This is a genomic window from Hydrogenophaga intermedia, from assembly GCF_000723405.1.
Lineage (GTDB): Bacteria > Pseudomonadota > Gammaproteobacteria > Burkholderiales > Burkholderiaceae_C > Hydrogenophaga > Hydrogenophaga intermedia.
In genome coordinates, this window is record NZ_CCAE010000017.1 from 1 (window position 1) to 13,834 (window position 13,834).

The following is a 13,834-nucleotide window of genomic DNA, read 5'->3' on the forward strand; positions in this document are numbered from 1 at the left end:
GGCGAAGAGCGCGCAGACCACACAGATGAGCGCGATCACCGCCGCCACGATGGCCGTGGGCGAGGTGCGAAAGCTGTGGCCGACATCGCTGTCCAGCCAGCGACCCAGGTGTGTCGTCATCGGGGCAGCGCCTCTTCGACCAGGCCCGCGAACAGCGCGCTGCCCACCGGAATGGTCTCGTCATTGAAGTCGTACATGGGGTGATGCAGGAAGCGGCCTTCCTGCATGCCTTGCCCCAGCCGGAAATAGGCACCGGGGCGCTGCTGCAGCATGAAGGCAAAGTCTTCCGATCCCATGCTGGGGTCCATATCGGAATCGACTTTGTCCGCGCCGAACAGGCGCGTTGCCACCCTGGCGACCAGCGCCGCCTCGTCTGGTGCATTGATCGTCGGCGGGTAGAGCTCCTCGTATCGCAACTCGGCTCGCGCGCCATGGGCGCGCGCAACCGCCTCGACCACCTCGTGCAGACGCTGCCTCAGCCGTTGCTGCACCGAAGGCTTGAACCACTTGACCATGCCATCGAGCGAGGCGGTATCGGGGATCACGGACAGCGCCTCGGGCGCGCCCGCCTGGATCGACTGGAAGCTGATCACGGCGGCATCGGCCGGGTCGACGCTGCGGCTGACGATGGTGTGCACGTTGGCGACGATCTGCGACGCGACCAAGATAGGGTCGATGGCCTGATGCGGGTGCGCGCCGTGGCCGCCCTGCCCCTGCACGCGGATGTGGATCCGATCGATGGCGGCCATCATCGGGCCCCTGTTGAGCCCGATATGGCCCGCAGGCAAGGAAGGCCAGTTGTGCAGCGCGAACACCCGCTGAGCGGGAAAGCGCTCGAACAGGCCGTCCTGGATCATTTCGCGCGCACCAGCGTAGCCTTCCTCACCGGGCTGGAAGTACAGGTACACCGTGCCATTGAAACGGCGCGTCTGGGCCAGGTACCGCGCTGCGCCGAGCAGCATGGCGCAATGCCCGTCGTGCCCACAGCCGTGCATGCGGCCAGGTACGCACGAGCGGTACGGCGCATTGCCCAGCTCGGTGATGGGCAGCGCGTCCATGTCGGCCCGAAGCCCCACGGAGGCACCACTGGATTGGGATTCGCCATCGATCACCGCCACGACACCGGTTCGGCCTACGCCGGTGTGGGTGGGCAGCCCCAAAGCCCGAAGGTAAGCGGCGATCTTCGAGGCTGTCCGGTGCTCCTCGAACCCCAGTTCGGGATGGCTGTGGAAATCTCTGCGGATGTCAATGAGTTCGCCTTTGAAAGCGCCAATGGTGTCGATGGGGTGGTTCATGAGCCGCTCACGCGAAGTCGCGGATCGATGCCGACATAGGCCAGATCGACCAGCAGATTGATGCCGACATAGGTCAGCGAAACGAAGCACAGGTAGGCCGCCAACACCGGGACATCGGCAAAGGCCAGCGACTCGACGAAGAGCAGGCCCACGCCGGGCCACTGGAAGACGGTTTCGGTCACCAGGGCAAACGCGATGACCGTGCCCAATTGCAGGCCGGCCACGGTGATCACCGGGATCATTGCATTGCGCAGCGCGTGTCCGTATCGGATCCGGTGCTCGGGGATTCCCCGGGCCCTCGCAAATTTGACGTAGTCGGACTTGAGCACCTCCAACATCTCGGTGCGGGACAGTCGCACGATCAGCGCCAGCTGAAACAGGCACAGGGTGACCACCGGCATGATCAGATGCACCCACCCCCGCGCGCTGAGCAGCCCGGTGCTCCAGCCACCGACGAGTTCGGTCGGGCCGCGGCCGAAGGAAGGCAGCCAGTTCAACTGGACAGAGAATCCCATGATGAGCAGGATGCCGATCAGAAAGGACGGCAAGGTGGCGCCGATGAGCGAGAACAGCATCGCCACCTTGGCCCGCAAGGCGTTCGGCCGGATGGCCGCCGATACGCCCAGCACGACGCCCACCAGCAAGGCCAACACGCCTGACAGCAGCGACAACTCCAACGTGGCCGGCAAGCGCTCGCGAAACATGTCGGCCACCGGCCGGCCCTGGCGCAGCGAGTTGCCCAACTCGCCTTGGGCGAGGTTCGCCACATACCGGGCAAACTGGCTTGGCACCGAGTCATCAAGGCCGAGTTCGGCGCGCAGTCGCTGACGATCCGCCTCGGTGGCCTCCACGCCCAGCATCTGGTTGACCGGATCTCCGACGTACTGGAACAGGACAAAGGCAAGGACGGTGACGACCAGCAGAACGCCCAGGCTGGCGATCAGCCGCCGCAGGATAAAACCAAACATGGTCCTTCACTTCACCGTGATGTAGTTCAGGTTGACACGGTTGTCGATCTGAAGCGCGGCATCGACGTTCTGGCGCATGCCCCACGCGAGCCCCTGCTGGTAGAGCGGTATGTGCCCGACGTCGCGCTTGTGAAGCGCCAGCGCCTGCGTCACGAGTTCGGTGCGCTTGCGAGCGTCCATTTCGCTGAGCACTTGCTTGATCAGCGCGTCCACCTGCGGGTTCGAGTAGCGCCCGACGTTCCACTGCCCCGAGCCGCCCTGGCGGGTCGCCATGATCACGTCCATTGCGTTGTAGGCGTCGATGTTGCTGGGCGTGTAGCCGAAGAAGTTGAAGCTGGAGTCGCCCGCGCCGACCTTCTGAAAGAAGCGGGCCGCCGGCAAGGGATTCACCGCCACCTTCACGTTGACACGCGACAGCATGGCCGCCACGGCCACGCAGACCTGTTCGTCGTTGACGTAGCGGTCGTTGGGGCAGTCGAGCGTGAGCTCGAACCCATTCTCGTAACCGGCCTGAGCGAGCAGGCGGCGCGCGGCCTCGGGGTCGTAGGCGTACTGGCGCTGGGTGGCGGCGGGATCGACGGAGTTCACGCCGGTGGCAATGAGAATGCCCGTGGGTCTGACGCTGTTGCGCATGATGCGAGAACGGATGGCCTCGGTGTCGATGGCCTGGTAGAAGGCCTGCCGCACGCGTTGGTCCTTGAAGGGGTTTCGCCCCTTGACGCTTGCATACCGGAGTTCATCGCTGCCCTGGTCAAGGGACAGGAACATCACCCGGATCTCGGCACCTTGCTTCACCTTGAAGCGCGGGTTGCTCTCGACGCGCGCGATGTCCTGCAGCGGGATCGGATAGGCAAAGTCGAGCTCGCCCGACAGCAAGGCGGCCACGCGCGTGGCGTCCGAGCTCACCTTCAGCAACTCGGCGCGCGTGATGTTGGTGGTGTGCTTGCCCCACCACTGCTCGTTGCGCTCCAGTACGGTCTTGACGTCGGGTTCGCGGCTTGCGACCCTGAACGGACCCGTGCCATTGGCCTGCCGCGTCGCGGCGTTCTCCTGCTTCTGCCGCATGTTCGCAGGCGCGGTTGCGCCATTGCCCTCGCTCCAGGCCTTCGACATGACGCGCAGCTCGGGCAGCGACTGAAGCAGCGCGGCGTTCGCAAACTCTGTTTCGATGACCACTGTGGCCGGCCCCTGGGCCTTGACCGAGCCAATCGAGGCGGCAAAGACCTTCATGTCCGAATCCGGGTGCATGGCGCGCTGGATGGAGAACACCACGTCGGCCGCCGCCAGTGGCGTGCCGTCGTGGAACCGCACGCCCGGGCGCAGATGGAACACCCAGGTGGTGGGCGTGGGTTGCTCCCAGCGTTGCGCCAGCGCGGGCTCGATGCGCATGTCCTTGTCTCGCCGCACCAGGCCCTCGTAGACGTGGTTGAGCAGCGTCAAGGTCATGCCGTGATTGAAGGCGTGCGGGTCGAGCGTGGTCGCGTCGTCCTGCGAAGCCCATTTGAAGGGAACGGCGTGGGCGGTGCCGATGGCCAGAAGAGACAAGGCCAGCAGGAGACCACGGCGGAGTCGAAGCATCATGGGGGACATCTCCTAAATACGGCACGTGCCGTTTCGTAAAATATAAAACGATACGCACCGTTCCAAATATAAGGACTAACCCGTATGCCCACACCCCCGCCATCCGATCGATCCGGCCGCGGGCGCCCGCGCAACCCACAGACGCATGAAGCGATCCTGGGTGCCGCGCGAGACCTGCTGCGCTCGCAAGGCTACGCACGCTTTTCCATCGAGCGCGTGGCGGCGGACGCGGGCGTATCCAAGGCATCCATCTACCGGCGCTGGCCCACCAAAGGCGCGCTGCTGCTTGACCTCTACATGGCGGGCCTGCCGAGCGATGCCATCGCGGCGGACGCTCCCTCACTGCGCGACGAGTTGCATCGGTACTTGTTGGCGACGATCCGCCGCGTCAACGACGAAGGCTGGCGCGAGATCTTGCGCTCCCTCGTCGCCGAAGCGCAGTACGACGAAGGCACCGCCCGCCTCATGCAGGACAAGGTGATCCGCCCGCGACGCGAAGCCGGCCTGCGCCTGTTGCATAGCGCTCAGCGGCGCAAGGAAATCGCCGCCGATGGAGACCTCGAGCTCATTCTGGACATGCTGTTCGGCCCCTTGTGGTACCGGTTGCTGTTTGACCACGCACCTATCGATGAAGACTTCGCTTCGCGCCTGCTGGAACTGGTGCTGCATGCGCTCAAGTCCCCGCGCCGCGCGAAGGGCTGAGCCGGTTGTTCAGGCCGGCGTCTGCGGCAACTTGAAGCGGCGCTTCATATCGCCCAGAAACACGCTCACCTCATCTTCGATCCAAGAGGCCAGGCGCTCGGCCCGCGCGTTGAGCGGCCGGTCTGCCGGCCACAGCAGGTGATAGGCATACGGCCCAGCCAGCCAGGCATCAGACAGCGGCGCCAGCACACCCGCCAACAGGGCACGCCCCGCCAGGACCGAAGACGCCATCGCCACACCCTGGCCTGCGCCCGCCGCATCGAGCGTCAGGTAGGAGTGAGAAAAACGCATGCCGCGGCGCCAGCGCGCGTCGGTGGTGCTCCCGGCTCGTTGCGCACGCGCCCAGCGCGGCCAATCGATCTGATCTGGGATGCGCACCTCGTATTCGTCGTGCAGCAGATTCGACGCCAGCAGACGATCCGCCGGACCGGCGCGGCCCAGGCGCCTGGCCAAGGCCGCACTGGCCATCGGCATGTAGTGCTCGGGCATGAGTGAACGCGCCACAAGGCCCGGATAGCTGCCCGACCCCAGGCGTATGGCGAGATCGACCCGATCGCGCGCGAAATCCACCGGTGGGACGGAGGCCAGCACCCGCACCTCAATGTCGGGATGCCGCGCCTGGAAATTGCCCAGGCGCGGCATCAGCCATCGGGTCACGAACGAAGGCATGGCGGTAAGCGTGATCTCGTTCGTCTGCGCCATGCGCCGCACCTCATCGGAGCAGGACTCGAGGCGCTCCAGGACAGCCGTCACTTCCCCGCAGTAGCGCCGGCCGGACTCGGTGAGTTCCACCGAGCGCGCTCCGCGCTCGAACAGGTTCACGCCCAGCCAGGCCTCCAGGGCCTTGATCTGGTGACCGACCGCCCCTGGCGTCACACACAGTTCTTCGGCGGCGCGCGAGAAGCCGTTCAAGCGGGCGGCGGCCTCGAACGCCCTGACGGCCAGAAGGGGGGGAAGTCGACGTGGCATGAGGATCAATGAAATTGCACCAAAGAGGCGAAAAACATTCGTTTGTTGAGAGCGACTGCCCTAATTATCTTAGGCCTTGTCGCACCCGCGGCACGCGGACCACCTCTTTCCGAAAGTGAGCAATGGACCTTCAGATTCAAGGACTGGGCAACGAACAGCTCGCCCCCGGCTACCGCCAGGTGCTGGTGCCCTGGGCCGTCCAGGGCGGCCTCAACCCCCCCGTCATCACCAGCGCCAAGGGCGCCTACTTCCAGGACCAGCATGGCCAGAGCTACCTCGACCTGACCAGCGGCTACGTGGCCGTCTCGCTGGGCCACGGGCACCCAAAGGTCGTCAAGGCCATCCAGGCGCAGGCTGAAAGACTTTGCTGGACGGCGTCGAGCTATTTCAACGACGTGCGCGCCGAGTACGCGGAGCTGTTGCAGACCATCTCACCCTGGCCCGAAGGCCTTCGGGTTCACTTCGCCTGCGGTGGGGGCGAGGCCAACGACGACGCGATCAAGATCGCGCGCCTGGTCACGCGGCGGACCAAGGTACTGACGGCCTACCGCTCGTATCACGGCAGCACGCTCGGCTCGAGCGCTCTGACGGGCGTGGATCGCTGGCGCGATCCGATTCCCGCGCCTGCAGGCTTTGCCAAGTTCGTGGCGCCCAACCCTTACCGCAGCCCCTTCCACACCGAAGACCCGCAGGTGGAAGCGGCGCGCGCGCTGGACCACCTTCGGATGGTGCTCTCTCATGAAGGCGCGCAAAACGTCGCCGCCATCCTCATGGAGCCGGTGACCGGCTCGAGCGGTGTGGTGTTGTACCCCGATGGCTACCTCGAAGGCGTGCGCCAGCTCTGCGACGAACACGGCATCCTGCTGGTGTTCGACGAGATCATGACGGGCTTCGGGCGGTGCGCCGCGCCATTCGCTGCTCAGCGTGTGGGCGTCGCACCCGACATGATCAGCTTCGCCAAGGGCGCGAGCGCTTCCTACACACCGTTGGGCGGCGTGCTGGTGCGCGAGCGCGTGGCCCGTCATTTCGACACCCATCTCTTCGATGTGGGCCACACCCACGCCGGCCACGTGCTGGCCGTGGCCGGTGGCCTGGCGGCTTTGAAGGTCTACCTGGAAGAGGGTTTGTTCGAACGCGCACGCCAGGTTGAGCAGTGGCTGGACCACGGTTTGCGCCAGCTGCAGGAGCGCCACCCGGTCATCGGTGATGTGCGCGGACTGGGCGCGCACTTCGGCATCGAACTCGTGAAGGACCGCGCGAGCAAGGAGCCGTTGGTGCAGTGGCATCACCCCGACGGATCCGCCCCCATGCGCACCCTCTACACCGAACTGCTCAAGCGCGGCGTCCATGCCTACGGACGCTACAACGTGATGATCGTTGCCCCGCCGCTCACGATCGAGCGGCACGAACTCGACGTCGGGCTCCAGGCCCTCGACGAAGCCCTGGCGGTCGTGGAGTCACGCCTGTGAGGCCAATGCCCACCCCGCGCACCAACCAAGAGGAACAACCATGAGCTACCAGGACATCGCGTTCGACCGCCGACAGGGTGTGGCGGAAATTCGCATCAACCGGCCAGACAAGTACAACGCCTTCCGGGCCCAGACCATCGAGGAACTGCTGGATGCATTCAAACAGGCCGGCGCGGACCGCAGCGTCGGCGTCATCGTGCTCACCGGCACGGGCGACAAAGCCTTCTGCACGGGAGGCGACCAATCCTCGCATGGCCAGGGCGGCTACGGCGGCCGGGGTGCCATCGGCCTGCCAGTGGACGAATTGCAGGGCCTCATCCGCGACACGCCGAAGCCCGTGATCGCCAAGGTCAATGGTTATGCAATCGGCGGGGGCAATGTGCTGGTCACCGTGTGCGACCTGGCCATCGCCGCGGAGCACGCGCAGTTTGGCCAGGTCGGCCCCAAGGTTGGATCGGTCGATCCCGGCTTTGGCACCGCCTTGCTGGCCAGGGGCCTCGGCGAGAAGCGCGCGCGAGAGGTCTGGTTTCTTTGCCGGCGCTACAGCGCCGCGCAAGCCTTGGCATGGGGCTGGATCAACGCCGTGGTTTCCAAGGAAGACCTCGACGCCGAGGTTCAGCGGTGGTGCGACGAGATCCTCGGCTTGAGTCCGACGGCGCTGGCCATCGCCAAGCGTTCCTTCAACATCGACACGGAGCAACTCCGCGCCGTCTCCTCCATGGGCTTCGAGGCGCTTGCCCTCTTCTACGAGAGCGCCGAATCGCGCGAAGGTGTCGAGGCATTCCTGAACAAACGAAAGCCCGACTTTCGATCGCACTACCAGAGGCGGACACCATGATCCGCGACCCAGACACCCACACGCTGCTGATCGAGGGGGTGCGGCGTTTCGTGAGCGAACGCCTCGTCCCCGCCGAACAACAGGTCGAGGATGAAGACGACATCGCCCCCGACATCCTGCAGGACATGCGAGAAATGGGACTGTTCGGCATGACCATTCCGCAAGCCTATGGCGGCATGGGGCTGACCACCGAGGAAGAAGTCGGCATTGCCTTCGAACTCGGCAAGACCTCGCCCGCCTTCCGCTCACGCGTGGGAACGAACAATGGCATCGGCTCCCTGGGCATCGTGCTCGCGGGCAGCGAGCCGCAGCGCCAGCGACACCTTCCCGCAATGGCCAGTGGCGATCGCATCGCGGCCTTCGCTCTAACGGAGCCCGATGCGGGCTCGGATGCCGCGAGCCTGAAGACCATGGCCCGGCCCGTCGACTCGGGCTTCGTGATCCAGGGCGTCAAGCGGTTCATCACCAACGCCCCGCAGGCGTCCGTCTTCACCGTGTTCGCCCGAACGCCCGCCTCGGATGCCAACGGCCACACGATTTCGGCCTTCCTGGTCGAGCGCGACGCTCCCGGGTTGTCGGTCGGGCCGCGCGACCACAAACTGGGACAACGCGGCGCGCACACCGCCGACGTGTTCTTCGACGACGTGCCGGTTTCGCGCGACGCCTTGCTGGGCCAGCCTGGGGAAGGCTTTCGCCTCGCCATGAAAACGCTGGACCGCGGTCGCATTCACATCGCCGCCGTTTGCGTCGGCATGGCACAGCGCCTGCAAGCCGAGGCCCTGTCCTATGCGCTGAGCCGCAAGCAGTTCGGCGCGCCCATTGCCAGCTTCCAGCTCATCCAGGCGCAACTGGCGGACTCGCAGACCGAGATCGAGGCGGCGCGCGCCCTGGTGCTTGACGCCGCGCGGCGCCGCGACGAAGGCGAAGACGTCAACATGCTCGCGTCCTGCACCAAACTGTTCAGCAGCGAGATGCTTGGTCGCGTCGCGGACCGCGCGCTGCAGATTCACGGTGGCGCCGGATATATGCGTGACTTCTGCGTCGAGCGCTTCTACCGCGACGCTCGGCTCTACCGGATCTATGAGGGCACCTCTCAGATCCAGCAACTGGTGATCGCCAGGCAACTCATCAAGGGGCATGCATGAAACGTTCAAACACGAAGGCGACGTCCACCGCCAGCGAGGCCATCGCCTGGCGTCCCGACTCCGCCACGCGCTCGAGCGCCCGAGTGCAACAACTGTGCGATCGCCTCGGGGTCGCCGACTACACACAGTTGCACCGCTTGTCGCTGGATGAGGGCTTTCGCTTTCACATGGAGGCCATGCGCCATCTCGACTTTGAGTGGTATGAGCCGCCCAAGGCCCTGATGTCTGCCGACGCAGATCCCCGCCTGCCCAGCTGGTTCCCTGGCGGGTGGCTGAACTGGGTACACAACGCGCTCAAGCATGGAGAACGCGTCGAAAGCGCGCAGCGCCCCGCCCTGATCTGCGTGTCCGAGGGGGGAGTTGAGCAGACCACAAGCTACGAGGCCCTGCGTCACGAGGTCAGGAGCAAGGCGGCTGGTCTGGCGGACGAGGGCATCGGTCGCGGCGACACCGTCGGCTTGATGCTGCCCATGGGCAAGGACGCGGTCGTCGCGTTCCTGGCACTGAGCGCCGTCGGCGCCATCGCGGTGCCCTTGTTCACAGGCTACGGAGTAGACGCTATCGTGGCCCGGCTGGATGCCTGCGGGGCCAAGGCCCTGATCTGCACCACGGCGATGGCCCGCCGTGGCCAGCGCATCGATCTGCGGGAACGGGTGAGCGACGCTGCGCGCCGCTTGCCGTCCTTGCGGTTGGTTTTGCTCGCCGCCTCGGACGAACCGCTCCAGCTGCAGCACTTGAGCGAGCGACGTTGGGAGACGCTGGGCCAGGGCCTGTTGCCTCGCGCTCCGGAAACGATGCAACCCAACGATCCGTTCATGGTCGTGTACACATCGGGCACCACGGGGCGGCCAAAGGGCGCCGTGCACACGCACGGCGGCTTTCCGGTCAAGATCGTCGAAGACTGTGCCTACCATTTCGACCTGCACGCGGGCGAACGGTGGCTGTGGCCCAGCGACGTGGGCTGGATCGTGGCGCCCATCACCATCGTGGGTGCGTTGTGCCTGGGGGCCACGCTGGTGTGTTACGACGGCGCCCCCGACCACCCCGATTGGAGCCGCCTCAGCGAAACTGTGTCGCGCCACGGGGTGACGCACTTCGGCGCCTCGCCCACGCTGTTGCGCGGCATGGCGGAACATGCGGGGCACAGCCTCAAGCCCTCGCGCGACACCTTGCGCATCCTGATCTCAGCCGGCGAGGTCCTGCCCGAGGAAACCTTCCAGTGGTACTTCAAGGACTACGGCCAGGGTCGATGCCCCGTGATCAATTACACCGGGGGTACCGAAGTATCCGGCGCGATTCTGGGCAACGTGATCACGCGGCCCATCAAGGCCTCTGGTTTCAATGCGCCTTCACTCGCGGTAGACGTGGCGGCCTTCGACGCCGGTGGCCATGCCTGCATCGGCGCCGTGGGCGAACTGGTGGTCCGTCGTCCCTTCATCGGCATGACCCGAGGCTTCTGGCGCGAAGAGCGCCGCTACTTCGAGTCCTACTGGGAACGCTTTCCCGGTGTCTGGGCCCATGGCGATCTGCTGCTCACGGACACGGACGGACACCACTTCATCAAGGGCCGCTCGGACGACACATTGAAGATCGCGGGCAAGCGCGTCGGCCCGGCGGAAGTGGAAGCCCTGGCCCACGTGCGGGGCGTCAGGGAGGTGGCGGCAGTTGGCGTCGACGACCCGCACAAGGGCCAGCGCCTGGTGCTCGTGGCGATCGCCGATGAAGGTGTGTCGGCGGACCTCGACACCATCGGCCACAGCATGTCGCTCGCCGTGCAGACCGGCCTGGGAAAGCCCTTCTCGCCCGCACGGATCCACTGGGTGGCCGAACTGCCGAGAACCCGCAATGGAAAGGTTCTGCGGCGCCTCATCCGCAGCGCGCTTGAGGGCAAAGCGATTGGCGACACGTCGGCACTCGACAACCCCCACGCACTAAAGTCCTTGACCGCGCTCAGCCCACCTTCCCCAACGCCCGCAGCAGCTTCTGCGGCGTGATCGGCTGCGAATGCACCACCGCGCCGAAGGGCGCGATGGCGTCGTTGATCGCGTTCATCACCGCCGCCGGCGCGCCGGCCGTGCCGGCCTCGCCCGCGCCCTTGGCGCCCAGTTTGGAGCTGCGCGTGGGCGTCATCACGTGCGCCACTTCGATGTCGGGCATCTCCGCCGACATGGGCACCAGGTAGTCGGCCATGTTGGCGTTGAGCATGAGGCCGGCCTCGTCGTACAGGCATTCCTCGAACAGCGCGCCGCCAATGCCCTGCACGATGGCGCCGCGCATCTGCTCGTCCACCAGCATGGGGTTGAGCACGCGCCCGCAATCCTCCACCGCCCAATGCTTGAGCAGCTTCACGAAGCCGGTGTCGGGGTCCACCTCCACGTAGGAGGCCTGCACGCCGTTGGTGAAGATGAAGGGGTAGTCGCGCTGCGCGTAGTGGCGCGTGACCATCAGCTCGGGCGTGAAGTCGGCCGGCAGCGTGTCGGAGCGGTAGTAGGCGATGCGGCCCAGCTCCTTGAGGGGCAGCCGTTCCTCGCCGCTGTCGGCGTCCACGACCCGGTTGCGGCGCAGCGCGAGCGTGGCCACATCGGCCTTCAGGATGGCCGCCGCGACCTTGAGGATGTTGTCGCGCAGCGCCTGGCCGGCCAGCAGCACCGCCTCGCCACCAATGCCCGCGCCGCGCGAGGCCCAGGTGCCGCCACCGTAGGGCGTCACGTCGGTGTCGCCGGTGATGACCTTGACCTTGTCGATGTCCACGCCCACCGCATCCGCCGCGATCTGGCGGTAGATGCCTTCGGTGCCCTGGCCCTGCTCGCCCACGCTCACCAGCACGGTGACGTCGCCCTCCGGGTCAAGCCGCACGGTGGCGCCGTCCTGCGAGGCAATGCGCGCGCCGCCCACGCCGTAGAACGCGGCGCTGGGGTTGGTGAGCTCGATGACCACCGCGAAGCCGATGCCGCGGTGGATGCCCTGCTTGCGCAGCGCGACCTGCTCGGCGCGCAGCGCGTCGTAGTTCATCAGCTCGCGCAGTTGCTTCAGGCTGGCCTCGTGCGAGAGCACCTCCAGCTTGATGCCCGAGGCACCCGTGGCCGGGTAGGCGTCGTCGGGGATCACGTTCTTCGCGCGGATCTCCAGCGGGTCCATGCCGATCTTCTGTGCGGCCAGGTCCACCAGGGCCTCGGTCACGGCGCAGGCAATGGGGTGGCCGACGCCACGGTACTGGCAGGTCGGCGTCTTGTTCTGGAACACCACGTCCAGCTTGGCGCGGTAGTGCTGGTGCTTGTACGGCCCGCCCACCAGGTTGACGACCTGGTTGCCCTCGATCGCGCTGGTGCGCGGGAACATCGAATACGGGCCGATGCCGGTGAGATCATTCATGTCGAAACCGAGGATCTCGCCGTCCCGGTTGACCGCGATGCGTGCCTTGACGAGGTGGTGCCGCGCGTGGATGTCGCTGGTGAAGCTCTCCAGCCGGTCGGCCACGAACTTCACCGGTCGGCCCAGCAGGATGGACAGGGCCACGGTCGCGAAATCGTCCGGGTAGGCATGCACCTTGATGCCGAAGGAGCCGCCGACGTCCTTGCAGACCACGCGGATGGCGCTCGCCGGCAGGTCGAACTGACGGCCATACAGGTCCTGCATCATGTGCGGCGCCTGGCAGGAGTGGTAGACCGTGAGGCGCTGCTCGGCCGGGTTCCAGTGTGCGATCTGGCCGCGCGGCTCCAGCGTCACGCCGGTGTGCCGGCCGAATTCGAACGTGGCCTCGGCCACCGCGTCGGCCTCGGCGAACGCCTGGTCGACATCGCCCACGTTCAGGCTGCGGGTGAAGCACAGGTTGTCGCCCAGTTCGGCGTGAATCGGCGCCACGCCGTCGCCGAGCGCCGCCTCCATGTCCGTGGCCAGCTGCAGCTCTTCCCAGTCCACCACCACGTGTTGCAGCGCGTCCTCGGCCTGCGCGCGCGACTCGGCCACCACCGCCACCACGGGCTCGCCCTGCCAGCAGGCACGCTCCACCGCCAGCGCGTATTGCGGCGCGGACTTCATGCCCGCCAGGTGGCCCAGCACTGCCACCCAGGGCTTGCAGACCTTGGCCAGGTCCTGGCCGTCGGCCACCATCAGCACGCCGGGCATGGCGCGCGCGGCGTCGGCATGCACGGCCTTGAGGCGCATGTGCGCCACCGGGCTGCGCCAGAACACCACGTGCGCCAGGCGCGGCAGCTCGATGTCGTCGATGAACTGGCCCAGGCCCTGCGTGAGGCGTTCGATGCCGCCACGCGGCACGGGCGCGCCGATGTAGCGCTGGTCCTCGGTGACGGGGGCGATTGGCGTGGGCTGCTCGACGCCGGGTTCGAGGTTGGTGATGTCGCGCTTCACAGGGCGGCCTCCTGGCGTTGACGCAGCACGTCGCAGATGGCGTCGACGATGGCGTGGTAGCCGGTGCAGCGGCAGTAGTTGCCCGAGATCCAGTCGCGCACCTCGGCGCGTGTGGCCTGGGGCCGCGTCTCGACCAGCTCCTTCGCCGCCATCAGCATGCCCGAGGTGCAGAAGCCACACTGCAGCGCGTTGCGTGCGACGAAGGCCTGCTGCAGGTCGCGGATCGCGCCGCTCTGGCTCAGGCCTTCGATGGTGTTGACCTCACCGCCGTCGGCCTGCACGGCCAGCGTGAGGCAGCCGCGCACGATCTGGCCGTTGAGTTCCACGGTGCAGGCACCGCACACACCGTGCTCGCAGCCCAGGTGGCTGCCCTTGAGGCCGAGGTCCTCGCGCAGGAAGTCCACGAGGTGGGTGCGGGGTTCGATCTGGCAACGGTGCGTGTGGCCGTTGACGGTGAGCTGAATGGGGAGCTGGTCTGCCATGGGTGTGATTTCTCGCA

The 13,834-nt window shown here is 66.5% G+C and carries 11 protein-coding genes and 1 pseudogene; 5 read left to right on the forward strand and 7 right to left on the reverse strand.

The genetic code is table 11. From position 1 onward, the window contains the following. The 4 genes and pseudogenes from BN948_RS26150 to BN948_RS11775 all read right to left on the reverse strand — a co-directional run. A pseudogene (locus BN948_RS26150) lies at positions 1–120 on the reverse strand (ABC transporter permease); the annotation flags it as partial. Continuing rightward, positions 117–1,295, reverse strand: a complete 1,179-nt coding sequence (locus tag BN948_RS11765) for a M20 aminoacylase family protein (protein WP_009515199.1) — start codon at positions 1,293–1,295, stop codon at positions 117–119. The gene BN948_RS11765 and the pseudogene BN948_RS26150, both read right to left, overlap by 4 nt. Next, the gene (locus BN948_RS11770) at positions 1,292–2,263 is read right to left on the reverse strand and encodes an ABC transporter permease (protein ID WP_009515200.1); all 972 of its coding nucleotides are present in this window, start codon (positions 2,261–2,263) and stop codon (positions 1,292–1,294) included. The genes BN948_RS11765 and BN948_RS11770 overlap by 4 nt, the downstream gene beginning before the upstream one ends. A gap of 6 nt (positions 2,264–2,269) precedes the next feature. Beyond that, positions 2,270–3,844 (reverse strand): ABC transporter substrate-binding protein, encoded by a 1,575-nt coding sequence (locus BN948_RS11775; RefSeq protein ID WP_009515201.1) that lies wholly within the window; start codon positions 3,842–3,844, stop codon positions 2,270–2,272. Positions 3,845–3,928: 84 nt separating this feature from the next. Here BN948_RS11775 and BN948_RS11780 point away from each other — a divergent pair, with 84 nt between their 5' ends. Beyond that, complete coding sequence (locus BN948_RS11780; RefSeq protein ID WP_009515203.1) at positions 3,929–4,546, forward strand: TetR/AcrR family transcriptional regulator; 618 nt, start codon at positions 3,929–3,931, stop codon at positions 4,544–4,546. Positions 4,547–4,555: 9 nt separating this feature from the next. Here the strand turns inward: BN948_RS11780 and BN948_RS11785 are convergent, their stop codons facing one another. Next, positions 4,556–5,515, reverse strand: coding sequence for a LysR substrate-binding domain-containing protein (locus tag BN948_RS11785; protein WP_081921934.1), 960 nt, complete (start codon positions 5,513–5,515; stop codon positions 4,556–4,558). Between the two features lie 122 nt (positions 5,516–5,637). Between BN948_RS11785 and BN948_RS11790 the strand changes: the two genes are divergently transcribed. The 4 genes from BN948_RS11790 to BN948_RS11805 all read left to right on the forward strand — a co-directional run bounded on the left by BN948_RS11790 (position 5,638) and on the right by BN948_RS11805 (position 10,961). Continuing rightward, positions 5,638–6,984, forward strand: a complete 1,347-nt coding sequence (locus BN948_RS11790) for an aminotransferase class III-fold pyridoxal phosphate-dependent enzyme (RefSeq protein ID WP_009515205.1) — start codon at positions 5,638–5,640, stop codon at positions 6,982–6,984. A gap of 40 nt (positions 6,985–7,024) precedes the next feature. Then, on the forward strand, positions 7,025–7,822 hold the full coding sequence (locus BN948_RS11795; RefSeq protein WP_009515206.1) for an enoyl-CoA hydratase-related protein: 798 nt from the start codon (positions 7,025–7,027) through the stop codon (positions 7,820–7,822). Next, the gene (locus BN948_RS11800) at positions 7,819–8,967 is read left to right on the forward strand and encodes an acyl-CoA dehydrogenase family protein (RefSeq protein ID WP_009515207.1); all 1,149 of its coding nucleotides are present in this window, start codon (positions 7,819–7,821) and stop codon (positions 8,965–8,967) included. The genes BN948_RS11795 and BN948_RS11800 overlap by 4 nt, the downstream gene beginning before the upstream one ends. An 83-nt stretch (positions 8,968–9,050) precedes the next feature. Continuing rightward, the gene (locus BN948_RS11805; protein ID WP_238327234.1) at positions 9,051–10,961 is read left to right on the forward strand and encodes an AMP-binding protein; all 1,911 of its coding nucleotides are present in this window, start codon (positions 9,051–9,053) and stop codon (positions 10,959–10,961) included. Here BN948_RS11805 and BN948_RS11810 read toward each other — a convergent pair. Beyond that, on the reverse strand, positions 10,918–13,335 hold the full coding sequence (locus BN948_RS11810) for a xanthine dehydrogenase family protein molybdopterin-binding subunit (RefSeq protein WP_009515209.1): 2,418 nt from the start codon (positions 13,333–13,335) through the stop codon (positions 10,918–10,920). The two genes, BN948_RS11805 and BN948_RS11810, sit on opposite strands and share 44 nt — an antisense overlap. Beyond that, positions 13,332–13,817: a (2Fe-2S)-binding protein gene (locus BN948_RS11815; protein ID WP_035621784.1), complete on the reverse strand. Its 486-nt coding sequence runs from the start codon at positions 13,815–13,817 to the stop codon at positions 13,332–13,334. Before BN948_RS11815 ends, BN948_RS11810 begins: the two co-directional genes overlap by 4 nt. Positions 13,818–13,834 lie beyond the last annotated feature (17 nt).